27 protein-coding genes are annotated in these 25,494 nt (G+C 40.3%); 18 read left to right on the top strand and 9 right to left on the bottom strand.

What is annotated here, in order from left to right; all coding sequences use genetic code 11:
* Positions 1 to 8: 8 nt before the first annotated feature.
* Genes PVK79_RS17705 through PVK79_RS17690 form a run of 4 tightly spaced genes read left to right on the top strand, consistent with a single transcriptional unit; the run spans position 9 to position 2,518 of the window.
* The gene (locus PVK79_RS17705; protein ID WP_145239342.1) at positions 9 to 779 is read left to right on the top strand and encodes a ParA family protein; all 771 of its coding nucleotides are present in this window, start codon (positions 9 to 11) and stop codon (positions 777 to 779) included.
* 3 nt (positions 780 to 782) lie between these two features.
* Positions 783 to 1,580 (top strand): chemotaxis protein CheW, encoded by a 798-nt coding sequence (locus PVK79_RS17700; protein ID WP_145239338.1) that lies wholly within the window; start codon positions 783 to 785, stop codon positions 1,578 to 1,580.
* A 19-nt stretch (positions 1,581 to 1,599) separates the two neighbouring features.
* Positions 1,600 to 2,097, top strand: coding sequence for a chemotaxis protein CheW (locus tag PVK79_RS17695; protein WP_145239335.1), 498 nt, complete (start codon positions 1,600 to 1,602; stop codon positions 2,095 to 2,097).
* Between the two features lie 16 nt (positions 2,098 to 2,113).
* The gene (locus PVK79_RS17690; RefSeq protein ID WP_145239332.1) at positions 2,114 to 2,518 is read left to right on the top strand and encodes a DUF2802 domain-containing protein; all 405 of its coding nucleotides are present in this window, start codon (positions 2,114 to 2,116) and stop codon (positions 2,516 to 2,518) included.
* 13 nt (positions 2,519 to 2,531) lie between these two features.
* Here PVK79_RS17690 and PVK79_RS17685 read toward each other — a convergent pair whose 3' ends face one another.
* Both PVK79_RS17685 and fliK read right to left on the bottom strand, forming a co-directional pair.
* A complete protein-coding gene (locus PVK79_RS17685) occupies positions 2,532 to 2,840 on the bottom strand; it encodes an EscU/YscU/HrcU family type III secretion system export apparatus switch protein (RefSeq protein WP_182731015.1) in 309 nt (102 codons plus the stop codon).
* 3 nt (positions 2,841 to 2,843) lie between these two features.
* Positions 2,844 to 5,528 carry a flagellar hook-length control protein FliK gene (gene fliK / locus PVK79_RS17680; protein WP_257326271.1) on the bottom strand — a complete coding sequence of 895 codons (2,685 nt, stop codon included), beginning with the start codon at positions 5,526 to 5,528 and terminating at the stop codon, positions 2,844 to 2,846.
* A gap of 102 nt (positions 5,529 to 5,630) precedes the next feature.
* Between fliK and ccmA the strand changes: the two genes are divergently transcribed.
* The 10 genes from ccmA to PVK79_RS17630 are packed head-to-tail and all read left to right on the top strand — an operon-like array spanning position 5,631 to position 13,376.
* Entirely contained in the window at positions 5,631 to 6,251 is a 621-nt protein-coding gene (ccmA, locus tag PVK79_RS17675; RefSeq protein WP_145239326.1) for a cytochrome c biogenesis heme-transporting ATPase CcmA, read from the top strand.
* Positions 6,251 to 6,937, top strand: coding sequence for a heme exporter protein CcmB (ccmB, locus tag PVK79_RS17670; RefSeq protein WP_145239323.1), 687 nt, complete (start codon positions 6,251 to 6,253; stop codon positions 6,935 to 6,937). The genes ccmA and ccmB overlap by 1 nt, the downstream gene beginning before the upstream one ends.
* A gap of 1 nt (position 6,938) precedes the next feature.
* Positions 6,939 to 7,676, top strand: coding sequence for a heme ABC transporter permease (locus PVK79_RS17665; RefSeq protein ID WP_145239320.1), 738 nt, complete (start codon positions 6,939 to 6,941; stop codon positions 7,674 to 7,676).
* A 2-nt stretch (positions 7,677 to 7,678) separates the two neighbouring features.
* Complete coding sequence (gene ccmD, locus PVK79_RS17660; RefSeq protein ID WP_145239317.1) at positions 7,679 to 7,882, top strand: heme exporter protein CcmD; 204 nt, start codon at positions 7,679 to 7,681, stop codon at positions 7,880 to 7,882.
* Complete coding sequence (ccmE, locus tag PVK79_RS17655; RefSeq protein WP_145239314.1) at positions 7,879 to 8,358, top strand: cytochrome c maturation protein CcmE; 480 nt, start codon at positions 7,879 to 7,881, stop codon at positions 8,356 to 8,358. The genes ccmD and ccmE overlap by 4 nt, the downstream gene beginning before the upstream one ends.
* Before the next feature lies 1 nt (position 8,359).
* A complete protein-coding gene (locus tag PVK79_RS17650) occupies positions 8,360 to 10,327 on the top strand; it encodes a heme lyase CcmF/NrfE family subunit (protein WP_182731016.1) in 1,968 nt (655 codons plus the stop codon).
* Positions 10,324 to 10,896 (top strand): DsbE family thiol:disulfide interchange protein, encoded by a 573-nt coding sequence (locus PVK79_RS17645; RefSeq protein ID WP_182759895.1) that lies wholly within the window; start codon positions 10,324 to 10,326, stop codon positions 10,894 to 10,896. The genes PVK79_RS17650 and PVK79_RS17645 overlap by 4 nt, the downstream gene beginning before the upstream one ends.
* A complete protein-coding gene (locus PVK79_RS17640) occupies positions 10,893 to 11,354 on the top strand; it encodes a cytochrome c-type biogenesis protein (RefSeq protein WP_145239304.1) in 462 nt (153 codons plus the stop codon). The genes PVK79_RS17645 and PVK79_RS17640 overlap by 4 nt, the downstream gene beginning before the upstream one ends.
* Positions 11,355 to 12,635, top strand: a complete 1,281-nt coding sequence (gene ccmI / locus PVK79_RS17635) for a c-type cytochrome biogenesis protein CcmI (RefSeq protein ID WP_257326270.1) — start codon at positions 11,355 to 11,357, stop codon at positions 12,633 to 12,635.
* A 9-nt stretch (positions 12,636 to 12,644) separates the two neighbouring features.
* Positions 12,645 to 13,376 carry an MlaA family lipoprotein gene (locus tag PVK79_RS17630; protein WP_257326269.1) on the top strand — a complete coding sequence of 244 codons (732 nt, stop codon included), beginning with the start codon at positions 12,645 to 12,647 and terminating at the stop codon, positions 13,374 to 13,376.
* Between the two features lie 69 nt (positions 13,377 to 13,445).
* Here the strand turns inward: PVK79_RS17630 and PVK79_RS17625 are convergent, their stop codons facing one another.
* Positions 13,446 to 14,669 (bottom strand): EAL and HDOD domain-containing protein, encoded by a 1,224-nt coding sequence (locus PVK79_RS17625; RefSeq protein WP_145239295.1) that lies wholly within the window; start codon positions 14,667 to 14,669, stop codon positions 13,446 to 13,448.
* Positions 14,670 to 15,046: 377 nt separating this feature from the next.
* On the opposite strand from PVK79_RS17625, the gene putP reads away from it, so the two are divergent.
* A complete protein-coding gene (putP, locus tag PVK79_RS17620; protein ID WP_145239292.1) occupies positions 15,047 to 16,558 on the top strand; it encodes a sodium/proline symporter PutP in 1,512 nt (503 codons plus the stop codon).
* 70 nt (positions 16,559 to 16,628) lie between these two features.
* On the opposite strand, the gene PVK79_RS17615 is transcribed toward putP, so the two are convergent.
* Positions 16,629 to 16,943, bottom strand: coding sequence for a YebG family protein (locus PVK79_RS17615; protein ID WP_145239289.1), 315 nt, complete (start codon positions 16,941 to 16,943; stop codon positions 16,629 to 16,631).
* A gap of 261 nt (positions 16,944 to 17,204) precedes the next feature.
* On the opposite strand from PVK79_RS17615, the gene PVK79_RS17610 reads away from it, so the two are divergent.
* Positions 17,205 to 17,501, top strand: a complete 297-nt coding sequence (locus PVK79_RS17610) for a ComEA family DNA-binding protein (RefSeq protein WP_257326268.1) — start codon at positions 17,205 to 17,207, stop codon at positions 17,499 to 17,501.
* Positions 17,502 to 17,517: 16 nt separating this feature from the next.
* Here PVK79_RS17610 and PVK79_RS17605 read toward each other — a convergent pair whose 3' ends face one another.
* The 3 genes from PVK79_RS17605 to nhaB form a co-directional block, all read right to left on the bottom strand.
* Positions 17,518 to 17,820 carry a DUF6170 family protein gene (locus tag PVK79_RS17605; RefSeq protein ID WP_145239283.1) on the bottom strand — a complete coding sequence of 101 codons (303 nt, stop codon included), beginning with the start codon at positions 17,818 to 17,820 and terminating at the stop codon, positions 17,518 to 17,520.
* Positions 17,820 to 18,332, bottom strand: coding sequence for a disulfide bond formation protein DsbB (dsbB, locus tag PVK79_RS17600; protein WP_145239280.1), 513 nt, complete (start codon positions 18,330 to 18,332; stop codon positions 17,820 to 17,822). The genes PVK79_RS17605 and dsbB overlap by 1 nt, the downstream gene beginning before the upstream one ends.
* Positions 18,333 to 18,455: 123 nt before the next feature.
* Positions 18,456 to 20,039 (bottom strand): sodium/proton antiporter NhaB, encoded by a 1,584-nt coding sequence (gene nhaB, locus PVK79_RS17595; RefSeq protein ID WP_145239277.1) that lies wholly within the window; start codon positions 20,037 to 20,039, stop codon positions 18,456 to 18,458.
* Between the two features lie 434 nt (positions 20,040 to 20,473).
* Here nhaB and fadR point away from each other — a divergent pair, with 434 nt between their 5' ends.
* Both fadR and PVK79_RS17585 read left to right on the top strand, forming a co-directional pair.
* Positions 20,474 to 21,187, top strand: coding sequence for a fatty acid metabolism transcriptional regulator FadR (gene fadR / locus PVK79_RS17590; RefSeq protein ID WP_064666576.1), 714 nt, complete (start codon positions 20,474 to 20,476; stop codon positions 21,185 to 21,187).
* A 273-nt stretch (positions 21,188 to 21,460) separates the two neighbouring features.
* Entirely contained in the window at positions 21,461 to 22,066 is a 606-nt protein-coding gene (locus tag PVK79_RS17585) for a peroxiredoxin C (protein WP_145239274.1), read from the top strand.
* A gap of 66 nt (positions 22,067 to 22,132) precedes the next feature.
* Here the strand turns inward: PVK79_RS17585 and PVK79_RS17580 are convergent, their stop codons facing one another.
* Both PVK79_RS17580 and smpB read right to left on the bottom strand, forming a co-directional pair.
* Complete coding sequence (locus PVK79_RS17580) at positions 22,133 to 24,730, bottom strand: TonB-dependent receptor (protein ID WP_182734905.1); 2,598 nt, start codon at positions 24,728 to 24,730, stop codon at positions 22,133 to 22,135.
* Between the two features lie 189 nt (positions 24,731 to 24,919).
* Complete coding sequence (smpB, locus tag PVK79_RS17575) at positions 24,920 to 25,399, bottom strand: SsrA-binding protein SmpB (RefSeq protein WP_064666579.1); 480 nt, start codon at positions 25,397 to 25,399, stop codon at positions 24,920 to 24,922.
* Between the last annotated feature and the right edge of the window lie 95 nt (positions 25,400 to 25,494).

Genomic DNA, 25,494 nt, shown 5'->3' with positions numbered 1-25,494 from the left:
GGTGTGATGTGAAAATTTGGACGGTAGCAAATCAAAAAGGCGGAGTAGGGAAAACGACCACGGCTGTGAGTTTAGCTGGTATATTAGCGCTGCAAGGAAAGCGGGTATTACTGATTGATACCGATCCTCATGCATCTTTAACGTATTACTTTGGCATTGATTCAGAAGATTTAGAAGTTAGTGTGTATGATATATTTGCCCGTGGTAACACCATGGCAAGTGAAGAAATATTGCAAGCTTTGTGTCCATCGAACATAGACAACTTAGATATTCTTCCTGCAACTATGGCTATAGCGACACTCGATCGTAGTATGGGTAATAAGACCGGAATGGGGCTTATCTTAAAAAAAGCCTTAGCAAAAATTAGTGAGCATTATGATTATGCTATTTTAGATTGCCCGCCAGTGTTAGGTGTCTTAATGGTTAACGCATTGGCTGCAAGTGAGCGCATTTTAGTGCCAGTACAAACTGAGTTTTTAGCTCTCAAAGGGCTTGACCGAATGATGCGGACCATGGAATTAATGCAAAGCTCGCAATCAAAGCAGTATCAATATACCATTATCCCTACAATGTATGATAAGCGCACAAATGCATCCCTTGAAGCATATAAGACATTACAGCAAACGTACCAAGAAAAAGTATGGCCAGGGGTAATACCCGTAGACACTAAGTTCCGTGATGCAAGTTTAGCTCAACAAGTACCGATTCAGTATTGTCCACGCTCAAGAGGTGTTTATGCTTATCGCGCATTACTCGATTATTTGATTGAACAAGGTTAATGAATGAGTAAGCAATTATTTGCTAATGAAAAAGTAATGACCCAGTACTTGGGGGCTTTACTGTGCGAAGACGATGAGTCAACAGACTTACACCCGGTTGCAAAATTACTCGAACAAGTTCCATCCACAGAAAGTAGCAATAAAATGCCACTAAAGGCATCGCAGCAAACGATTGTGCAGCCAAACGCACTTGATGAGCCAAAGACGAGCCTTGAGAAAGAAATACCAGCGCAAATTACACCGCTCCTTGAGAAACCACAGATCCAAGCTAATATCAAAGATATAGCTAAAGTGAGCGAACAGTTAAATATTGCTAAAGACAAGACTCCTGTACAGCGTCAAGAAGATTATTTTGACGGCGAGTTTCAGGCGTTATTCTTTGAAGTGGCAGGGCTGACTCTCGCTGTACCATTAAAAGCATTAGGTGGTATTCATCAATTAGGTGAAGTTAATCAGCTTTTTGGTAAACCCAAGTGGTTTAAAGGAGTGATGCTAAATCGTGATGAGAATCTTAATGTAGTCGATACTGCTCGCTGGGTGATGCCAGAAAAGTATACCCAAGAGTTAGAAGACAAATTAAACTACCAATACTTAATTACTTTAGGTAATAGCCAATGGGGATTGTTGGCTGAAAAGCTAGTTAATAATATTACACTACGTAGTGAAGATGTAAAATGGCGAGCTAAAAGTGGCAAGCGGCCTTGGCTTGCAGGTGTAATTAAAGAAAAAATGTGTGCCTTAATTGATGTGCAAAGCTTAGGTCAATTATTAGAGCAAGGTTTAGATAGCCGCGACCAGTAACGATATTTGGAGTAATAACATGAGTGAACAAAGATTATTATCAAGCAGTAAAAATACCGATGGCAATGATGAAGTATTGCAGTGGGTAACTTTTAAGCTTGAATCAGAAACCTATGGTGTGAATGTGATGCAAGTGCAAGAAATTTTGCGTTACACAGAGATTGCTCCAGTACCAGGTGCTCCAAGCTATGTTTTAGGGATTATTAATTTACGTGGCAATGTTGTAACAGTAATCGATACGCGTGCACGATTTGGTTTGATGTCTGCAGAAGCAACAGACAATTCACGAGTATTAATTATTGAAGCTGAAGAGCAAGTTATTGGTATCTTAGCCGACAGTGTAGCAGAAGTGGTTTATTTGCGTAGCTCAGAAATTGATAGTGCACCAAACATTGGTACTGAAGAAAGTGCCAAGTTTATTCAAGGTGTTAGTAATCGTGATGGTGAATTATTGATTTTAGTTGATTTAAATAAATTACTAAATGACGAAGAGTGGGATGAGTTGAGCGATTTATAACGCTTACGGAAAAACTATGTTGTTATACTCGTTGCTTGGAGTCTCAATTGTACTGGTGTTAGTATGCCTGGGACTAATTTTTATTAATAATAATAAGTACGCTGCAGCATTAAAAAGCAAAATACTGCAACTGCAAGAAACTCAACAACAGCTCAGTATTTTACGCAGTGAAGTCGCAGAAATGCGCACCGGTATGCTAAGTATTGGTAAGCGCTTAGTTGCTGTAGAGCAGCGAAATCAAGAGTTAGCGCAGTTACAAGATGCGCAAAAATATGACGATCCTGATGCGAAAATTTATTCTCGAGCAGTGAAAATGGTTGAACTAGGTGCCGATATTGAAGAGATCATACGAGAGTGTGAACTTCCGCGTGCCGAAGCCGAACTATTAATGTCGTTACATCATCAAAAGGGCGCTAATTAGCGCCTTTTATTTTTTACGCCTGAATATTTAACTTGCCTTGAAAGTCTTGCCAGCCAGGTGGAAATTTACCCCGCAGTACATATGAAAAAGCAATCAGCTCGGCAATCACATAATACAGTTCTCTTGGGATCTCTTCGCCAAGCTCTAAATGCGATAACGTTTTAGCCAAAGCTTCATCTTTGTGGATCAAAATTCCTTTTTCTTCTGCGGCTTTAATGATCTCTTCTGCGAGCTCACCAAACCCTTTACTACTGACTGTAGGAGTGCGACCGGCTTCGTAAACTAAACCAATTGCAGACTTATGTTTTGATATCTCACTCATGGTTTAAACCTTAATATTAATAATGGCATGGGACTGATAAAAAGCTTGGTGTTGCGGCGCACCTTGGCTTAGCTTCATTTCACCAACTTGTAAGCCATGAGCTGTTAATTTATGGCGCAAACTCTCAAGGTGTGGATGAGCCATTGCGGTGATATCTTGGCTTGAGGCAAGTAATTGACAATCTAGTGCTTTATCCATTAATTCAGCGGTGATCTGTAATTGGCCTAGCTCTGCGTAATCAAAATTAAGTCGCACAAACCAAACATTTTTATCTTCGAGCTTATTTTGGCTTGGTTTTTTATATTGCCCTAATGAAATTTCTGTCTGTGCGGTTTCCGGTGGCAGTCGCATCGGCAGTAAAAATTGTACTAACGGATTATTATCAGGCTGCTGATTTATGGGGGTCGTGTTAATTTGGCTAATTGCAGTTTTTATTTGGCTCAGCTCAGCCGCTAATGCTTGTGATTGTGGCTGTAGTAATTGTTCTTGCAGTTTCTGTGGGTTAATTGCTTTAAAGTTAGGCACCAATACTTGGAGTAAAGCATCAAGTGAGCTTTGACTATTAAAATTCAATGCGCTGATATTTGCTAAGCTTGGAGCCGCTAAAATAGCCACGGCCAAATGCTCAACAGATTGGCTAAAACTATTTTGCAGGGCACTATTTGTTAAGCTTTCTGGACGTAAAACACTGAGTATTTCTCGTTGAATGGTTAACGGTTGCAACGATTGGCTGTCAATCATGCGGCTAAAAGCTTGATTGACTAGCCGATTTAAATCGACATTATCACTCACTTTGGTCGTTGCTAGTTTATCAATTTGTGAAGCGATATGCTGTTTATCGTAGTTTGCTGCTGATTTAAAATTAGGCAGCGGCTTTTCGATAGGCGTTTTTAAAAGTGGTGCCAATAATTTGGCTTCCAGTGGCAAGCTAATCTGGCTGGCTGGCAAAGCGCTAGTTATCGGCCCTTTTAATGGTGCATCGATATGTGAGTGGGTACTTGCTTTTAGATTGTCGTTGTTTAACTGTGCTGTTAGAGATGCTACTTTGGTATCTACCCCAGCAGCAAACGGTGGAGTTGTTTTTAATTTTTGCTGAGCATCGGCTATAACTGTTTTGGCTGCAGCGCTATTATCACTGACATTGACAGTTGTACTATTGATTTTGCTGGGTAGAATTTGTTCGGAACTGCGTGCCGGCGCTTTAGTGATAGGTTCTTTATTTAGCTGAGCCGGTTGAGTCGGTTGAGCATGAATATCAGCGGCTGTTTGTTTTGGATTAGCAGTAACCTGCGGTATTTTATTTTGCGCTACTGCAGTTTGCTTGCTGGATTGAATCGCGGCGGCTAGTTTATTTAATTGCTGATGGCTATCTGTATCGTTGCTCAGTGGCGCCGCAGTAGTACTGTTATTTTTAACCACATTAGGCTCTGTAATACTTGCTAAACCGGCTTTTAATCGCTGAAATAACTGTACCAGGGGAGGCGACTGGTGATAATGCTTTGGCAGCGCGGTACCTTGACTGATATCTGCCAGTAATGGTTGGGTGTTGCTTGTCGCCATTGCCACAAGGTTTATTTGCCGGAGTGATTTGGGTAATAAGGTTTGTGCAGTTTGATGTGTTGGTGTTAGCGATTGTGCTACAGCTGATTTATTGCTGATCATTGCTAATTGACTAAATGGTTTGCTTTCAAAATAGCGTACTGCGTCACTTATTCGGGTTTTTAAGTCAGCAAAACTGTCTTGTAACCACGAGCTTATTGGGCTGCTACTGACCAATGAGGGGCTACTAGGTGCTGCACTTGTTTGGGTATTAAACTGGCCTGGTACATGGCTTTTTTGTACCAGTGAATTAAAAGTATGGGCTAATGAATTTTTTAACTGCAAGGCTATTTTTGGTAGCTGCGTTTTTATTATTAATTGTTCATTAAGCGCATTTAATTGTACTTTTTGAATTACTCCGCCAAGCTGAGTTGAGTGTGTACTGTGGCTCTGTAACGGCTGCTGAGGTACTAATTTAATACTGCCATTATAGTTATTAAAACTCAGTATTACGGCGTTTTTATCTAGCTGTAGCTGCCCGTTAGGCACTTGTTTACTTAGCCAAAGAGCAAGTTTTGCTTGACTGATTGGCTGTTGGTGAAGTGTATCAGCAAAGCGATTAATAACACTTAAGGTAAAATTATTGCGGTTCGGAGTAATTATTGCTTTTAGGCCTTGTTCACTGTGCAGTAGTTGGGCGACTTCTTTATTGATAGGAATACTGGCGTGTAATTGGTTTAACAGTAATTTTGCAGCAGGTTGTAAAATAATTTGCAACGACAATGGTTTATTATCGACCTGATCACCACTATTAATAAAATTCAAAACACTTTGCAGCTGGTTTGTTTGGCGTAGGCTGATTTCAGTTTGTTTTGGTAAAATAGTGAGTTGTTTACCATCATTACTGAGTTGAATATCGGCACTGGCAATTTTTTGAGTGTTTGTTTCAGTGCCAGTTGTAGCTAAGCGCAATGTTTGCCAATGCTTATCAATATAGACTTCCATCTGCACAGAGCCATTGGCGAATACGATATTTTTAGCGCTGAGTGTTTGCTCGCTGAAAACAGGTAATTGCTTTGCAACGCCATTGTGTGACGAATGACTTATAGGAAGCGAATTCGCTAATGTTATCTGTGTAGGTTTGTTCATTAATTTAAATCAAGTTTTCGTTAATAGGTGCAAAGCATTATTCGTATTACCCTATCATTATGATAGACTAACGCCTAATTTTGGGTATAGAGAATCATCATCTTGTTACACATTAAGTCCGTCACCTGCATCAAGCAAGAGCGTTGTTTGTTTGCGGATCTTAATTTCAGCTTGAAATCAGGTCAAATCATGCAATTAGCAGGCCCAAATGGGGCTGGTAAAACATCACTGTTGCGTATAATTGCGGGTTTTTCTGCGCCCGATGAAGGACAAGTTATGTGGCAAGGTGAATCAATTGCTAAAAACTATGATGAATTTGCCCGACAGTTGTTATTTATCGGTCATAAAACCGGGGTGAATAGTCAACTTAGTGCGATTGAAAACCTACGGTTTTGGTTGCAAATTCAAGGTTACAATACTGAGCAAGATCTTTACTCATTATTAGCTAAAATTGGCTTAGTTGGTCTTGAAGATGTACCTGTGCGTACTCTATCAGCCGGTCAGCAACGTCGTGTTGCGCTGATTAGGCTCTGGCTTAATGATGCGAAGTTATGGGTTCTGGATGAACCATTTACAGCCTTAGACAAATCCGGGGTTGCATTTTTACAGCAACGGTTTTTAGCCCATCTAGAACAAGGTGGGGCGATTTTATTAACTACCCATCAAGATTTAACTACGCATTTTAATGAGTTACAAACAGTGACTTTGGAGTACCGACACTGATGTTACGCCAGCATTCATATTGGCAGCTATTTAGTGCCGTTTGTAAGAAAGATTTACAGCTGGCATTTCGCCAGCGTGCTGAAATCGTAAACCCCATTTTGTTCTTCTTGATTGTTATTACATTATTTCCGTTAGCAATTGGTCCTGAGCCCGGTCTACTTAGCCGTATGGCACCTGGTATTATCTGGGTCGCCGCTTTACTTTCAACCATGTTAGGCTTAGATAAACTATTTCGTGATGACTATCATGATGGTAGTTTAGAGCAATTGATTGCTTCATCGTACCCGCTACCGTTAACGGTGCTCGGTAAAGTTGTTGCCCATTGGATCATTACTGGCTTGCCGTTGGTGTTGATGACGCCGCTGTTCGCCTTGTTATTAAATTTAGACAATCAAGCATTGATTGCAACGGTGCTTACCTTGCTCTTGGGTACGCCATTACTTAGTTTTATCGGCGCTATTGGCGCTGGGCTTACTGTGGGATTACAAAAAGGCGGTATTTTGATGAGTTTATTGGTCCTGCCTTTGTATATCCCCGTATTAATTTTTGCAACGTCTGCTATCGATACCAGTACAATGTCACTGGATTATAGTGGGCAGCTTGCCATCCTTGGTGCGATGCTCGTCATTGCAATTATCAGCGCACCAATCGCCATATCGTCAGCATTGAAAGTGAGTGTAAGTTAATATGTGGAAGTGGTTACATCCCTACGCCAAAGCAGAGCGTGCATATCAATTATGCAATACGTTACTGCCCTATTTTACCGTGATAACGGTTGTCTGTATGCTTATTGGTTGGGTCTGGGGGTTAGCCTATGCGCCTGCCGACTATCAGCAAAAAGACAGTTATCGCATTATCTTTATTCATGTACCATCAGCTATTTTATCGATGGGTGCTTATTCATCAATGGCCATAGCTGCAGTGATCGCTTTGGTATGGCAACTTCGTAATGCAGAGTTAGCAGTAATTGCTATTGCACCTGTTGGTGCATGTGTAACTGCAATTGCACTTATTACTGGCGCCGCTTGGGGTAAACCTATGTGGGGGGCCTGGTGGGTATGGGATGCACGACTCACGTCTGAGCTCATTCTATTATTTTTATACTTAGGGGTATTGTCTTTATATCATGCCTTTGAAGATAAAAAAGCAGCAGGTCGAGCTGCATCTATTTTGGCTATTGTGGGGGTAATTAACCTACCAATCATCCATTTTTCTGTTGAGTGGTGGAACACCTTGCATCAAGGTGCCAGTATTACCAAGTTTGATACGAAAGCTATTGATCCAAGTATGTTTTGGCCATTAATGGTAAATATAGTCGCGTTTGCCGGCTTTGTCGGTATGGTGACTTTGATGCGTCTTAAAAATGAAATTTTACAACGTGAAAAGCATCGTCCTTGGGTGCGCCAGTTGTTGAATAGGGGTTAGTTATGCAGTTTGATTCTTTTTCTGATTTTATTGCCATGGGCGGCTACGGCTTTTATGTGTGGCTTTCTTTTGGTTCATGTGCACTGATTTTGTTAGGTATTTTAGTAAGCTCTTTGAATGATACAAAGCGTATTATGGCTTCTGTGCAGCAACAAGCTGAACGAGAAGCTCGCATTAAACACGCTAAGCAGGAGAATCATGCATGAACCCAAGACGTAAGAAACGTTTGCTTGGCGTCGTCGCTATTGTATTTGGTATTGGTGCCGCCATTGGTTTAGTACTTTATGCTCTGCAAGAAAATATTAATCTATTTTATACACCAAGTGAGTTAATCGAGGGGAAAGGCCCTGATAAAGAAAAGCCGCATATTGGTCAAAAGTTGCGTATTGGCGGTATGGTAGTTCCAGGATCAGTGATTCGGGATGAAACCAGCCTACAAGTAAGCTTTACCTTGATTGATACAGGCCCCTTAGTAACGATTAAATACCAAGGTATTTTGCCTGACTTATTTCGTGAGGGGCAAGGGATTGTTGCTCAAGGTGTGTTGATTGAACCTAATGTAATAGAAGCGTTCGAGGTATTGGCTAAGCATGACGAAGAGTATATGCCTGCCGAAGTTGCGGAAGCGGTGAAGGGGATCAAACACGAAAAACCAAAATATAACTTAGAAAGTGGCAATTAAGATGATCCCAGAAATCGGTTATTTTTCTCTAACACTGGCTATGGTGCTAAGTGTTTTATTGTGTATTTTTCCTTTGTGGGGCGCACATACTGGTAATTTACGGTTAATGCGTGCTGCTCCTTCATTAGCTATCGGCCAATTTGTATTCGTACTGTTGTCATTCGCAGCCCTTATTTATGCAAGTTTAACTGATGATTTTACCGTCGCGTACGTGGCGTATCATTCAAGTAGTACTTTGCCTTGGTATTATAAAATCACCTCAACTTGGGGCGGCCATGAAGGCGCTATTTTATTATGGTTAGTTATGCAAGCTGGTTGGACTGCAGTTGTTGCACTGCGCTCTAATTCATTACCTTGGATATTAAGAGCACGTGTATTAGGTGTGTTAGGCTTTTTAGGGGTTGGCTTTATGCTTTATACTCTGTGGATGTCGAACCCATTTGAATTATTACTGCCGTATTTTCCTGTCGAAGGGCGCGACCTTAATCCGTTATTACAAGACCCCGGAATGATCATCCATCCTCCTTTACTGTATATGGGTTATGTTGGGCTATCGGTCTCTTTTTCATTTGCAATTGCTGCATTATTAACAGGTAAACTTGATAATACTTGGGCTAAGTGGTCACGTCCGTGGACAATGACTGCGTGGGGATTTTTAACATTAGGTATCACTATCGGAAGCTGGTGGGCATATTCCGAGCTTGGCTGGGGTGGCTGGTGGTTTTGGGATCCCGTTGAAAACGCATCGCTCATGCCTTGGTTAGTAGCTACGGCGCTATTGCATTCATTGACGGTAACTGAAAAACGCGGTGTATTTAAATCATGGACCGTATTACTTGCGATTGCTGCATTTTCATTAAGTTTACTGGGCACCTTTATTGTTCGCTCTGGCATTATTGTCTCCGTGCATGCATTTGCTACCGACCCCGATCGTGGTTTATTTATCTTAGCGTTTTTAGCGATAGTAGTCGGCGGTGCGTTAACGTTATATGCATTTAGGGTATCGCAAGTACGCAGCGAAGGTCGCTATAAACTGGTATCACGTGAAGTGGCATTATGGCTCAATAATATATTTTTAGTGGTTGCTACTTTTATTGTGTTACTAGGTACTTTATTACCTATGGTTCATAAAGAAATGGGCTTAGGCAGTATTTCAATTGGCGAACCATTCTTTAATAAAATGTTTGCCATTATTTTGGTGCCGTTTGCCATCTTAATGGGTATTGGCCCTCTGTTACGTTGGAAGCAAAACAAGTGGTCTTTTTTACAAAATAAACTCCTTGTCTCAGCGTTAATGAGCATAGTAATCGGTGCTACTTGGTTATATTCAAGTTATGCCATCGTAGCGCCTTTAACTTTATTGGCGACCACGCTTGCGATATGGATTGTGATCACCACCGGTGTTGATTTATATGTTAAAGCTACTGTGCAAACTAACTTTAGCCAAGGCCTTAAAAGGTTAGGACTTAGTTATTGGGCTATGGTACTAGGGCATGTAGGTATTGCCTTTGTCATCGCAGGAGTCACTTTAACTTCTGCGTACTCTGTTGAACGTGATGTTTCGATGAAGCCGGGCGAAATCGTGCAGTTAAACCAATATCAGTATCGCTTTGAAGGGGTTAACACTATTCGTGGACCAAACTACAGTGGTCATGCTGGAGAAGTGAGTGTCCTGAAAAATGATAAACTAGTTACTATACTGCATGCAGAAAAACGCCGTTACGATATTGGTATGCAATTTATGACTGAGGCTGCAATTGATGCTGGCTTTACCCGCGATTTATACCTTGCCCTTGGTGAGCAATTAAATAACGGTGGTTGGTCACTGCGTATCTACCATAAGCCATTTGTGCGTTGGATGTGGATTGGTGGTGTGTTGATCTCACTTGCCGGTTTTATGATTTTAGGTGATAAACGTTACCGCACTAGTAAGAAAAGCATCGATAAGTCACAGGAGAAGCTGGTATGAACCGCAAGTTGTTAGCGCTAATACCTCTGTTGGCGTTTGTTTTAGTGTGCGTGTTTTTATTTCAAGGTTTGTTTTCAAACCCAAGAGAAATTCAAACTGGTCGGTTAGGTCAACCGATGCCAGCTTTTGATTTACCAGATTTAATGCAGGATTCAAAGCGTTGGCAAGATGGCCAATTAAAAGGCGATGTATATTTACTCAATGTGTGGGGCACTTGGTGTCCTACCTGTTTGGCTGAATTAGATTATTTAACCCAATTGCGAGAGCAAGGCGTTAAAATTGTCGGGCTTTACTATGTGCAAAGTTACGATGCTGACTTTGATGGTGAATTTGATATGTCAGCGCTTCGTGAAGAAGTGGCGTCAATGTTAAGTCGTGCAGGTGATCCGTATCAGTTTAATATTCTTGACTTACATCGTACACTTTCGCTTGATTTAGGTGTATCAGGTGCACCTGAAACATTTTTAGTGGATAGCAAAGGCACCATTTTATTGCACCATACTGGCGATATAAACCCACGAGTTTGGCGTGCTAAATTTGCTCCCTTGATGCAGGAATTACAGCCATGAAATATTTTATAATTGCTTTAATGATATTAGCTAGTGGCATAGCTATGGCAGAGCAAGATCGGTACCAATTTGATAACAACGAACAAGCGCAACGATTTACTGAGTTAACTAAAGAATTACGTTGCCCTAAATGCCAAAATCAAAATATCGCAGATTCAGATGCTGTGGTTGCAAAAGATTTACGCGAAAAAGTATTGGCGTTAGTCAAAGAAGGCAAATCGAAAGACGATGTGATTGAATATATGATTGACCGCTATGGCTATTTTGTTCACTACGATCCGCCGGTTACGCCAGCAACATTAGTGTTATGGGTATTACCTATTTTGATTGTGGTATTTGGCTTTGGTTTTATTATTTTTCGACAACGTAAGGCTGCGGTTAAGCAAACATGGAGTGAGCAAGATGAGGCGTTATTAGCCAAGCTCATTGCGAAAAATGAACGTCAGGAGCAGATTTAAATGATACTAATGTGGGTTTCTTTTGCATTATTAACCTTATTAGCTGTGGCGTTTGTGGCATTGCCTTTTTTGAGTAAAGAGCGCATACAAAGTCTCACTTACAATGCTAATTCAGAGCTTATTGCCATTTACCATCAGCGCCTTGGTGAGCTGGCGAATGATTTAGCAAATCAACGTATTGATCAAGCTAACCATGATGAGTCTGTGATTGAGCTCAAACGTCGTTTACTAAATGAGTTATCACCTGAAAAATCACTGATGAGTAAGGGTAATAACCGTATCTTTGCGTTAACCGGTAGTGCATTTTTAATTGCTTTTACGGCTATATTTTATACTGCTACTGGCTCACAACAGCAATTACAGAACTGGCACAGCGCTATGGATAATTTACCTGCCTACGGTGAACGTGCAGTGATGCAAAAAGGCGAGCCTTTAACCCAAAATGAATTACAAGCGTTTGCGTTAGGGCTACGCACTAAACTAGATCAAAGTGGTGATGATCAAGTGGCCTGGATGCTGTTAGGACGTGTTGCTATGTCATTGAATGAATACGATATGGCACAACAGTCATTTGATAAAGTGTTGCGTCTGGATCCTGACAATATGCCTGTGCTTATCAGTTACAGCCAAGTGCTATTACTGGAAGGCAGTGAGGCAAATATGACGCGCGCTGCGGGTATGCTCTCTAAAGTACTTAAAGACGATCCAACTAACCTTGATGCTATTTCATTGTTAGCATTAATTGCTTACGAGCGTCACGATTGGTTACAAGCAAAATCAGCATTCGAAGTACTTTTAAATAGTATGGACGAACAAGACTCTCGTTATGGCATGATTGCTCAGAGGATTACTGAAATTGAACAAAATATTTCTGCTGAAAATACACAACAACAAGTTCAACAGAGCAGTGACGAAGATAATAACGCAGTCCAAACTAGCGCTATTAAAATCACTGTTAATCTTGCTCCACAGTTTACTGACAAGCTTCCAACGCAAGGAACCTTATTCGTCTTTGCAAAAGCCGCCAATGGTCCACCAATGCCACTCGCAGTGGTAAAATTAACAGATTATAGTTTTCCAATTGAAGTACAGTTAAGTGATAGTAATGCTATGGTTGCAGGTTTAACGCTTTCGAGCGTTAATAAAATTATTTTAACTGCACGCATTTCAAAGGATGCATCAGTAATGCCTTCAACGGGTGAGTTGGAAGGGCGTTCAGATGTGTTAGAACGTAGCCAAACCAAGGCTTATGATTTACTTATCAATGAATTAATACCTTAAGGATAAAAGATGTTAAGACAGAGTTTAGTTTTGTTTGGACTATTGGTGCTAGCAGGATGCGCACAAGTGCCTGACGAAAAAATAGATGAGCGAGATCCACTACAATCATTTAATCGTTCAATGTATGATTTTAATATGGATGTACTTGATGCGTATGTTCTGCGCCCTGTTGCGGTAGGGTATGTGGCTGTAACGCCAACACCGGTGCGCCGTAGTATCGTCAATTTTACTGGTAACATTAGTGCACCAACTGATGTAATTAATGCCACGTTACAAGGTAAAGCGGGTAACGCAGGGGTTAGTTTAGCGCGCTTTTTAGTTAATTCAACAGTGGGTATTTTTGGCTTATTTGATGTTGCTACATCGCTTGGTTTGAATATTGTTGATGAAGACTTTGGTCAAACTCTGGGGGTGTGGGGAATAGGTGACGGTGCCTATTTAATGCTACCGGGAATGGGACCGTCAACAGCGCGTAACTTGACGGGTGATGTTGTAGATAGCTTTGTGTTACCGAAAATTGCCTTAACCACGCCACAAACTGTATTGGTGTTTGCATTAAAGGCCGTAGAAGCCCGAGCCTCTTTAATACCACAAGAAAGCTTATTGAATGAGTCACTCGATCCGTATATTTTTATGAAAGACATTTACTTTCAACGTCAGTTATATGAGCTGTATGATGGTAATCCACCTGTTGAAAAAGAGCCCGAAGATTTTGATGAAGACTTTTTAGAAAGCCTTTAATATATTATATTTTCGGGTTAAATAACAATGCCAGCATCTAAGCTGGCATTGTTTTTACGGCGTTATTTATTACCCAGCCAGTACTTTCATTTGTTCATTAGCCCAGTTAACTGCGTCATGGTATGCATCTGGCACTTTACCAGCTGTAAGACCAAGCTCATCTTTAATCGCGTTTGCACCTTGCCAATTGGCTTGTTCGTATAATTTTACCAAGCGCAGATATTGTGCCAGTAAACCTTGATCCTCTAATAATGCTAACTTTATGTCGTTGGATAATGGTAGCTTATTCATCACGCTTTCCATATCTTCATCTAATATGGCATCCATTAGTGACATCATACCGGTTAAAAAAGCCATTCCCGTATCTTTGAGTTTACTATGGTTTATAGCTAGCAACTCAGTAAAGCGTGCTCTAGTTAACGATAAGCGTATTAACTCTGCGGGTTTATCACCAGCAACTTGAGCTGCAAACAACAAGGATAAAAACTTTTTAATTTCTGCTGCACCTAGCACAATTAGTGCTTGTTTGATGGTGCTGATCTCAGCTCTGCGCTTAAATGCCGCTGAATTACTATAACGTAATAATTTATAAGAGAGGTTTACATCTCGCTCAAATACGTCGGTAATTTTCTTTAAATTGACTTCAACAGTGGATGTCTCATAAAGCAGCTCGGCAAGAGCTATCTCTGATGGCGGCAAGGTTTTACTTTGCACCATTTCTGGTTTGGAAAAGAAAAACCCTTGAAAGTAAGTAAAGCCAAGATCTAATGCTAATTGATACTTTTCGTAGGTTTCTACCTTTTCTGCTAATAATTTTATATGCGGATAAGGTTTAATTTCTTCGATTATGCTGTGGATAGTGTCAACTTCACAATTGAGAAAATCTATTTTAATAATATCAATAAAAGGATAAAAATGACGCCATACAGGCTGGTGAATATAATCATCCAGGGCGAGCGTATAACCTTTTTGTTTTAAGTCTTTGACGATCGCGAGTAAGCGTTTCCCTGGTTGAATTGTTTCGAGTATTTCTACAACAATCTGATCTTTACCAAGCAGGGTTGGGTAGCCTTTTTGTAATGTTTCAAGCGTAAAGTTGATATACGCTGGTTTATTATCGGTGAGATCTTCTAAGCCAAAATTGAATTGACTACCTTCAATTAGCCGACTAGTTGCCTCGTCACCATCAATATCTGGGAATACATTATCAACGCCGTCACGAAAAAGTAACTCATATCCTACAAGTTGTTTGTTTCGATCTAAAATTGGTTGGCGTGCAGCATAAAAATACATAAACAGCGGGTCCACATCAGTTAAGCGATTACTTGGGCAATATAAGATAAAACAACATAAATAGCATTAACTATATTTAAAATATCAATACTATAGTATTGATTAATTGCAAAATCATCGATCTAATCCTAGGGTAATTAAGTATTAATTACCATGTTCTATAGTCAAATAATTAACCATTAGGTAAAACCGCTTAACCCTATATCATTGTAAGGTTAACTTAGTAATTGGAGTTATTCACCCTTTGCGTGATATAGTCAAGCTCTAGGTTGGTTTTTACACCAATAATGACTTTATATAGTATTGATTTATGAGTCATTATTAGGATTAAAAGCCAGGTTTTAACTTCAGAGTTGGAGGCGAGTTTGGAAACTGGAATGATTATTTCTTTAGCTGCGTATTTTATCGTAATGCTAGGTATTGGCTTGTACGCTTATAAGCAGTCTACCGCCGATGTGTCGGGCTATATGTTGGGTGGCAGAAGTTTATCACCAGCTGTAGCTGCTCTATCTGCCGGTGCATCGGATATGAGTGGTTGGCTACTTATGGGCTTACCCGGTGCTATGTATCTATTTGGCTTAAGTAAAGTTTGGATTGCAATAGGCTTAGTACTTGGCGCTTGGGCAAACTACTTCTTAGTAGCGCCACGCCTGCGTGTCTATACTGAGAAAGCGAATGACTCGATTACTATTCCTGATTACTTTGCTAATCGTTTTGCTGATAATAAAAATATATTACGTGTAATTTCGGCAATCGTGATCATCGTTTTCTTCACACTTTATACTTCTTCAGGCGTTGTCGCTGGCGGTAAATTATTCGAAAACTCATTTCAGATGAGTTACGAAACGGGGCTTTATGTGACAACCGGGGTCGTCGTACTTTATACATTGTTTGGTGGTTTCTTAGCTGTGAGTTTGACTGACTTTGTGCAAGGTTGCATCATGTTCATCTCGCTACTTGCTGTACCTATTGTTACTTATATGATGCTAGATCAGCCAGTGTTAGACACACTTACTAATGCCAGTTATGACTTGCTGTTAAGCGCTCCGAAAGAGAGCGAAGTCCACTCTCTTAATATGTTAGATTGGTTTGCAGGCGGTTCAACCATCGCTATTATTTCTGCAATGGCATGGGGCTTAGGTTATTTCGGTCAACCGCATATCATAGTGCGTTTTATGTCAGTACGATCTGTTAAAGATATGCCTACTATGCGTCGTATTGGTATGTCGTGGATGACCTTATCAGCAATTGGTGCAGTGTTAACAGGACTATTTGGTGCTGCTTACATGATCGAAAATCAAATGTTGATTGACGATAAAGAAACGATATTTTTAGTATTATCTGAATTGGTTTTCCATCCACTTATTGCCGGCTTTTTACTTGCTGCTATTTTAGCTGCGATTATGAGTACTATTTCATCTCAGTTATTGGTTTGTTCAAGCTCTTTGACTGAAGACTTCTACAAAATTTATTTAAACCGTGATGCATCACAAACCGAGCTGGTTTTAGTTGGTCGAATTAGTGTACTACTCGTTGCATTATTTGCTATTTATTTGGCTTATGACCGCGACAGTTCTATTTTAGATTTAGTAAGTAATGCGTGGGCAGGTTTTGGGGCTGCGTTTGGCCCGTTAGTATTACTTAGTTTATATTGGAAGCGAATGAATCTACAAGGTGCGATCAGTGGTATGGTTGTGGGTGCAGGGACAGTGTTGATCTGGATATATGCGCCAATCACCATAAATGGAGAGAGTCTCAGCAGTATCATTTATGAAATTATACCGGGCTTTATACTTGCAACAATTGCAATCATTACAGTGAGCTTATCAACAGCGCCACCAAATAAAGAGATCACCGAATTATTTGATGAAGTTGAACGAGGGCTATAACGAGTAGTAATTTTTATAACTAAAAAAGGGCAATTAATTGCCCTTTTTTAGTTAGTTAACTTATGATTTTTTAGCTTGCTTCTTTATCAGTGCTGGCTTTAATAGACGCTACATTTTCTTTTTTTACTTTCGCCGTTGGTGCTTTCTGTATTGCCTCTTTGCCGCCTTTAAGTACATTCATAAAGTCGTCTTTACTTTTAGCAATCTCAAGTGCGAGCGATTCGATTTGTTGTTCGCTTAGTGGTACATCAACTTTCTCAAGCATAACCTCAAGCGACTCTGCTATATCAAGCATTTTGTCATACGCGTCAGCTTCTTTTTTAGTAGTAAACGTCATACGCTCGACTCCGTTTCTCTCTACAACATATTTAACAACAACAGCCATGATTTCTCCTGCCAATTTGCTTGGTGAATAACAAGTTCACCTTGATTGATTACTGTTTTTATGTACAGTAATTGTTTATTGGTCTTTTTGCAAGTGAACATTTTTATTTTTTACTATTAGGATTTGACAAAGAGGTACAACTTTACTTTATTTAAATAGTCGCACTTTTTTAGTATGACTTTATTTGGAAGTAGTCCAAAAGTGAAGGCATTAAAGTCAACTATTAATTGAGTCCACGTATGGACATCATGGAGGAGAAACATGAAGTTTTTAACTTTAATAGTCGTAGTGCTTGGCTTGGCTATATCATTGCCTAGTGGTGCTGCTGTAACTAAAACCGAAGCTACTGAAAGTATGGGTAAAGTTCAGTTAGTCAATGTTAATCAAGCAACAGTCGAGCAGCTTACCCAGCTGCCAGGTATTGGTAAATCAAAAGCACAAGCGATAGTTGATTACCGTACCGAGCAAGGCAAATTTAAGTCTGTTGCAGATCTAGCGCAGGTGAAAGGTGTTGGCGATAAATTAGTCGCTAAACTGGATGGCAAAGTTACATTTTAAAAAACTACAGGGCGAATTATTCGCCCTGTTCAAATTGCTTTATAGCCTTGCTCAAATAGTGTTTAGAGAATTGAATTTCAACAGGGGTGGTTAACAACGGGTAACTTAACCCAGCCACCAGTAATACAGGAAGTAACAGCCAACCTTCGATATACGCTAATGATAGAAATACTGGGATCAATAAAATCAGCTTTATAATACGCAAACTGATTTTTTGCATTGGAGTTAACATACTCACTGCAATCGCAATTATTTGCTGACGTTGACGTATTTTAAACGATTTTAATTGCGTTACTTGACTTGAAAATAATGCAATCATCACAGCGACTTTTTAATTATTAAACGACTTACTACAACGCTTATCAGTATCAGAGTAAATACCGCAAAAATGATCTCCATCCATGCTGGCATACTTAACCCTGCAAATTGCCAATCGATGTTGCCACAGTCTCCTGTCGCAGCAAAAAAATGTGGCATCCACTCATGTAATGGTAATGGAAAATTAGGCTCGAATTCGCAGCTAAACGCAAAGGGATCGGTTGTCGTTTGCATATCAATATGTTGGCGTGCAATTAAGTAACCCCAAATACTAGCAACTGCCCATGCTGAAAATGCTGTTATACGGCAAATTAAATTGGTTGGTCTGACTGCGCCGACTAACCCTGCGGCTAGTAACCCTAGCATGGCAGTACGTTGATAAATACACATAATGCATGGCTCTAAGCCCATTTGGTATTGGAAATACAATGCGATTAATTCAAAAATAAAAGCGCTAAAAGCGAGTAGTAACCAAGCACTGCGTTGTTGGGCTAAATTTGCTAACCAAGTCATAAAATATCCAGTCTATAATTTGTGGATGAATTATGACTTAGTCATTAAACTACGCGCAAGGATAAATATGATTTGTAACAATAAAAAAGCTGCCGAAGCAGCTTTATTTACTGTTTGGATTATTTAATGCCCAGAACTTCCTATACTTTGTAAGCTTGCACTATGGTGCTCAATCCAGCCCCATTGATAGAATAAATCAGTCATTTCACTTAGGCCAAGATATGTCCCTGCTAAGCCAACAACCGTTAGCACTATGGTATAGGGGAGTGCCATGTAAACCATACGACCGTAGGATAATCGCAATACGGGAGCAAGGGTCGATGTTAGTAAGAATAAAAATGCAGCTTGACCGTTAGGTGTGGCAACACTTGGTAAATTTGTACCGGTATTAATTGCCACCGCTAATAAATCAAATTGATCGCGGCTAATTTGCCCTGCTTTTAATGCTGCCGCCACTTCATTAATATAAACAGTGCCAACAAAGACATTGTCACTGACCATCGAGAGTAGGCCATTTGCGACAAAAAACATAACTAACTGTAATTGCCCTTCAAATGTCAGTACCCAAGTTATTACAGGAGTAAATAAGTGTTGGTCAATAATGACTGCAACGATTGAGAAAAATACACATAACAGTGCAGTAAACGGCAGTGCTTCTTCAAAAGCCTTTCCTAGTTGGTGCTCTTCAATTATACCAGCGGACGCAGTTGCAAAAATAATGACGGATAAGCCGATTAAGCCAACAGTGGCAAGGTGTAATGCTAATGCAATGATCAACCATACAGCAATTAATGACTGAAACATCAAATTAACCTTATCGCGTTTGGTACGTTTGCTATCGAGCTCTTTTGCATGATCAGCTAGTATTTGATGAATCGTCTCTGGTAATTTGGCGCCGTATCCGAACGTTTTTGTCTTTTCAAGTAATATTGTAGTGATAATGCCAGCTATGAATACAGGCATCGTAACCGGTAGCATACGCAAGAAAAATTCCCCAAATTGCCAGCTTGCTCGTTCTGCAATAATGAGGTTTTGTGGTTCACCTACCATAGTACAAACTCCGCCAATGGCTGTACCTATCGAGGCATGCATTAATAAGTTACGCAAAAAAGCTCGAAACTCTTCAAGTTCCTGACGATTAACCGGGCGTACTTGATTATCATCGTTAATATCATGTTCGCTAGTGGAATCTTTCCCAGAGGCGACTTTATGGTAAATACTGTAAAAGCCCATGGCGACAGCTATAACCACCGCCATAACTGTAAGTGCATCTAAAAATGCAGAAAGAAATGCCGCCGCAATAGTAAACGCCAAGGAAAGTACTGTTTTACTTCGAACTGACACCACTAGGCGTGTAAAAATATAGAGCAGTAAATCTTTCATAAAGTAGATACCTGCGACCATAAAGATCAGCAGTAAGATTACATCTACATTTTGAACAATTTCATGCTCTACTTGCCCTGCAGTTGTCATGCCTATGAATAGTGCTTCAATCGCAAGTAAACCGCCGGGTTGCAGTGGGTAACATTTCAGCGCCATCGCGAGAGTAAAGATAAACTCTAAAACTAATGCCCAACCAGCCATGTAAGGGTTGATATGAAACAACACAGGGTTAATAGCTAAAAAAGCAATAATTGTGTATTTATACCACTGTGGGGCCGAGCCTAAAAAATTCTTAAAAATTGCATTGAAAACACTCTGTTGCATAGGTGTTCCTTATTATTTTGCATTTAAGTATAACTATTGTTGGTTAAGTTAATGTAGTCTAGCTGTGGTGTAAACAAAAAAGCTATAAACAACATCGAGTAAAACAACATCGAGTACCTTTTATCTGTTATGCGTTCCGCGCTATATTTAGTGTAGCTGAAATAGCTAAATGGGTGTATATAGTGTGCACAATGAAGTTAAAAGTCTATTACTCTTTAGGGTTAATACCTTAATTTAATATCGAAGAACTAGACAATGAAAGAGCAATAAATTAATTTTTATCCATTTTAGAAAACTTAGTTAGATAGAGGCTTTAACCTGCTATCGAAGGTGAATTAATGGGGTGACTTTACTTGTTAGTTTGGCTTCATCTGGTACAATCAGTCAGTTAATCGTTAAAAGTAATATTATGTGGTAACTCAAGTGGGAATTGAATGAGAATTTTTAAAGCGAAAAGCCCAGCAGGGTTTGCCGAAGAGTACATTGTTGAGTCAATCTGGAATGGTGATTTTCCTCCAGGTTCTATTCTTCCGGCTGAGCGAGAGTTATCAGAATTAATCGGTGTCACTCGTACAACCTTACGTGAAGTATTACAGCGTTTAGCGCGCGATGGTTGGTTAACAATCCAGCACGGTAAACCGACACGAGTAAATAACTTTTGGGAAACTTCAGGACTTAATATTTTAGAGACCTTAGCGCGTCTTGATGAAGATAAAATGCCCGAGTTAACCGACCAGCTACTTTCTGCGCGAACAAACATTAGCGCTATTTACACTCGTGCAGCCATTAAGCTAGCACCTGATCGCGTGATAGAAATCCTCTCGCAAAGTGATGAGCTTGAAGATAGTGCACAAGCTTTCGCTGATTATGATTACAAGGTACACCATGAGTTAGCTGTTGCAGGTAATAACCGTATTTATGTGCTTATTCTCAATGGCTTTAAAGGTTTTTACTCTAAGATTGGCTGTCATTACTTTTCAGATCCAGGCACGCGTCAGTTAGCGCGTCAATTCTATAAAGATTTAACCATACTTGCTGAGAAACGCGAACATGACGGCGCAATTTCAATGATGCGAAAATATGGTCATCAAACAGGTGAAATTTGGCAAAAAATTCGCGGTGATATGCCTGAAAATATCATGGATTAATACCGCATTTAATATGTAGTTATACCGATAAAAAGCCTGCATCTGCAGGTTTTTTTTGTTGCTGTTATTAGTGACAAATAGCGAGTGACAAACAGTCGTTCGCATTTTTCGATGACGTGAATCGGAAAATACGATTGTTCTTTTAAGTCTTTAGTCTCTAAAATAATTTGATAATTATGCATGTTAGCCCTTGGTATTTACTTTTTAGATCCCATATTAAAGGCAAGCATTGCGTAAGCAATTAAAAGCAAACTCAAATATTTGGAGAATAAAATGGGTGTATTAGTAGGCCGCCAGGCACCAGACTTTACCGCTGCAGCAGTACTAGGTAACGGCGAGATCGTAGATAGCTACAATCTTCACGAAACAATCAAAGGTAAAAAAGCAGTCATCTTCTTTTACCCACTAGATTTTACTTTCGTATGTCCTTCTGAACTAATTGCTTTTGACAAGCGTTATGAAGAATTCCAAAAGCGTGGCGTAGAAGTAATTGGTGTTTCAATCGATTCACAATTCTCACACAACGCATGGCGTAACACTGCTGTTGCAGACGGCGGTATCGGTGCAGTTAAATACGCACTAGTTGCAGATGTTAAGCACGAAATCTGTAAAGCATACGATGTTGAGCATCCAGAAGCCGGCGTTGCATTTCGTGGTTCATTCTTAATTGATGAAGAAGGTAATGTACGTCATCAAGTAGTAAATGACTTACCACTAGGTCGTAACATCGACGAAATGCTTCGTATGGTTGACGCTCTAGCGTTTCACACTGAGCACGGTGAAGTATGTCCAGCTGGTTGGACTGAAGGCAAAAAAGGTATGGATGCAAGCCCAGCAGGCGTTGCTAAGTTCCTTTCTGAAAACGAAAGCGACCTATAATTTAGGTCTTTGTTTTAGAATATGAAAAACCCGCCAATTTGGCGGGTTTTTTATTTAGGGTAGTCGCTAGAAAGCGAATGACACTTTGGTGTAGATATAACGTCCGCGAGGGTTGTGAACCGCGGAAGCATAACCGTATAAATCACCATCACCATCACCAATTGCAAATGGTGGCTCTTCATCAAATAAGTTATTTACGCCAATCGAGATCTTGGTCGATTCGGTAATACGATAAGCCGTTTGTAAATCAACTAAGACTTGTGAATCAACCATTCTTGATGTGTTGCTATCAAAATCGAGGGTGCCATCAAAATCAATATCAGGCGTATCTTCAAACTCACCCACATAGCTGATATTTACATTAGTATTGAATTCACCAAGCTCCCAATTAGTTGAGAACATCCAGCGGTGTTCAGGGTAACCATATTCACCAGTATAATCGCGACCGTCTTTTTCAAACTTGTCTTGATAAGACCATTCTAAGTTGAACTTAAGTAAACCAAGATCATCCAAGGAGTGATTATAATTTGCTGAGAAATCAACACCAGACACTTCCTGCGAAGAGACATTCTCAAAGGTACTATGAATTTTTTGGATCACCCCAAGACTTTGTCCACCTTGTGGCGACAGGCGAACGCAGATGGTACTATTCTGGTTGTTACATTCAGCATCATAAATAGGACCAAAGGCTTGTTCATCAATCTTATTGTCTTGAGTGATACTCCATACATCAATACTGAAACCAAGATCAGCCATAGGTGCCCAAATAAAACCAACGTTCCATGACTCAGATTCTTCGGCTTTTAAATCAGGATTACCAGCAAATTGGATGTTGTAATCGAGTACATCACAATCTTCTCCCGTTGCAGCACAGCGGTAACTATCAATAAAAAACTGACTTTCCTCTGAAGGACCTAGGCCGATTTGTGCTAGTGAAGGGGCTCTAAATCCTTGTGCCCATGAGCCGCGAACAGTAATTTCATCAGTAGGTGCCCAGCGCAGCGCTACTTTAGGATTGGTTGTGGTACCAAAGTCACTGTAATCATCGTAACGACCTGCAAGTTGTAATTCTAAGCTATCAGCTAATGGGATTGAGAATTCAACATAGGCAGCGTATTGGTCCCGCTCAGCGGCAGCAGAAACGGACTCAGTACCAAAAATTAGACCACGTTGAAATTGATCATCAGGGATATCACTGACGTCCTCTTCGCGGTACTCAATACCAGCCGCCATCATCACGACACTGTCACCAAAACTAAACGCTTCGCCGGTAATGTTGGCATCAAATGAGGTCATATGTGATTCACCACGGCGAACTAAGCTGGTGGTAATACGATTTATTACATCTGGATCATTATAAGTGCCGCCAAATGGGTTGTAGTTGCCAGCATTTATTTCTTGTTGTAAAAAGTCAGTTCTTACCCAGCCTTGAGTACGATCACCGGTTTGCATTGATTTACTTCGACCTTTTTGTACAGCTGCTTCCCAGCTCCAATCGCTAATTTCACCACGAAGACCGGCAACAAAGCGTAACGTATCTGATTCTATATCCCACTGACGGGCACCTGCATCCACGGTACGATAGCGACCAATCTCAATATCTTTACCAAAAGGATTGTTTGGATGACTGCCTGGAACTGTTAATCCCGCATCTTCGTCTAGCGGTGTCGGTGCACCTGCAGCAATCGAGGTATTATGCTGCATGGCCATTTCCAGAAAGGCTGTAATGCCGTTATCAAAGTTGTATTCAAATTGTGAAATAGCACCAACTCGCTCAGAAGCAGGGGCAATATAACCAAATGGACCATAATCAAATAAGCAGCTGCCGCTAGATGTGGCACTTTCAGCTGGGCAATCAGGATCGATAGTTTTTACGCCGTCAACATAGAAATAACCAGGGAATCCGCGTGATGAACGGAAATCTTCACCACCATTCGCGGTTTGATTAGCAGTGCCTAAGCGGCCCATTTCATCTGATGATAAAGAGGTGTTTTTAAAGTAATCGATGATCACAGACGCACTGCTTTTTTCGTTTGAGGTACCCCAAACTATGCTTGCTGAGGTTTCTTCATAGTTAGGGCCGTCAGTACCACCATAACCTAAATTAACTTCTAAACCATCGATGTCTTTTTTCAAAATAATATTCACCACACCTGCAACGGCATCGGAACCATAAATTGCAGAGGCACCATCTTTAAGAATATCAATACGTTCGATAGCAGAGACCGGAATACTGTTAATATCAACAAATGAGTTAGTGATACTCTCAGCAAATGCGCTTATAGCTACTCGACGGCCATTAATTAACACAAGCGTTGCATCTGCGCCAAGACCACGAAGCGACACTGCCGCAGAGCCATTGGCCGTAGAGTCTTGGTTGTTGCCGCGAGTAGAAAAAGTACCATTACCAGCAGCAGGCATTCTTTCTAGTAATTGTTGTAGATTGTCATAGCCCATATTATCGATATCGGCGCGACTAATTGATTGTACTGGGGAAGGGCCTTCAATATCTGTTCGCTTTATTCTAGAACCAGTCACTTCAATACGTTCAACTTTTTTTGCTTCGTCCGCAGCAAATGATTGAGAAGTATAACCCGCTGTTGAAAGTGCAAGTGTTACACAAGCGATTAACTTAGGTTTAAATGGGAGTGTTCTGTTCTTCATCCTTAAATCCTCGTTGTCATGTTAATTTTATCTGGTTAAATCAACCAGTAATATCAATATCATGTAAGTGAATTGTTATCAAATCGTTTGTTTGGATTGTGTACTATAATTTATACAGTTGCGGGGATTTAGGGGCTGAAAATAAAAACGCCTAACTGGGTTAGGCGTTTTTGAGGTTGTTTAGATAGATTAAACTTTGTGCTTCATTAACCGTTCTTTTTCGCGAGACCAGTCTTTGTTTTTACCGTCTTCACGTTTGTCATGCATTTTTTTACCCTTACCGAGGTGGAACTCAAGTTTCACCCAGCATTTTTTCCAATACATGGCAGTGGCAATTAATGAATAGCCATCGCGCTCAGTCGCACCGACTAAGCGATCTAGCTCGCGTCTGCTTAATAATAACTTGCGATAACGTAATGGATCGCAAATAACATGGGTTGAAGCACTATTGAGAGGCTGTATTTGACTGCCAAGCAAAAACGCTTCGCCATTTTTAAGGTGAATGTATGTTTCAGAGATGTTTACTTTACCAGCTCGGATACTTTTTACTTCCCAGCCTTGTAGTTCAACACCAGCCTCAAACTTGTCGTGTAAAAAATACTCATGACGCGCCTTTTTATTTAGCGCGATAGTATTACTTGTCGATTTAGATGAATTTTTCTTAGCCATAGTGGCCCATATTATACGTAAAGCTCTGCTTTTTACATCGATTTTTTATTTTTGCTAATAAAAAAGTGTTTGTAAATAAAGCGCCATGAAAGTTT

Source organism: Pseudoalteromonas rhizosphaerae (assembly GCF_028885455.1).
Classification (GTDB): Bacteria; Pseudomonadota; Gammaproteobacteria; order Enterobacterales; family Alteromonadaceae; genus Pseudoalteromonas; species Pseudoalteromonas rhizosphaerae.
Note: the sequence above shows the minus strand (reverse complement) of the source record. Positions and strands in the feature narration are given on the sequence as shown.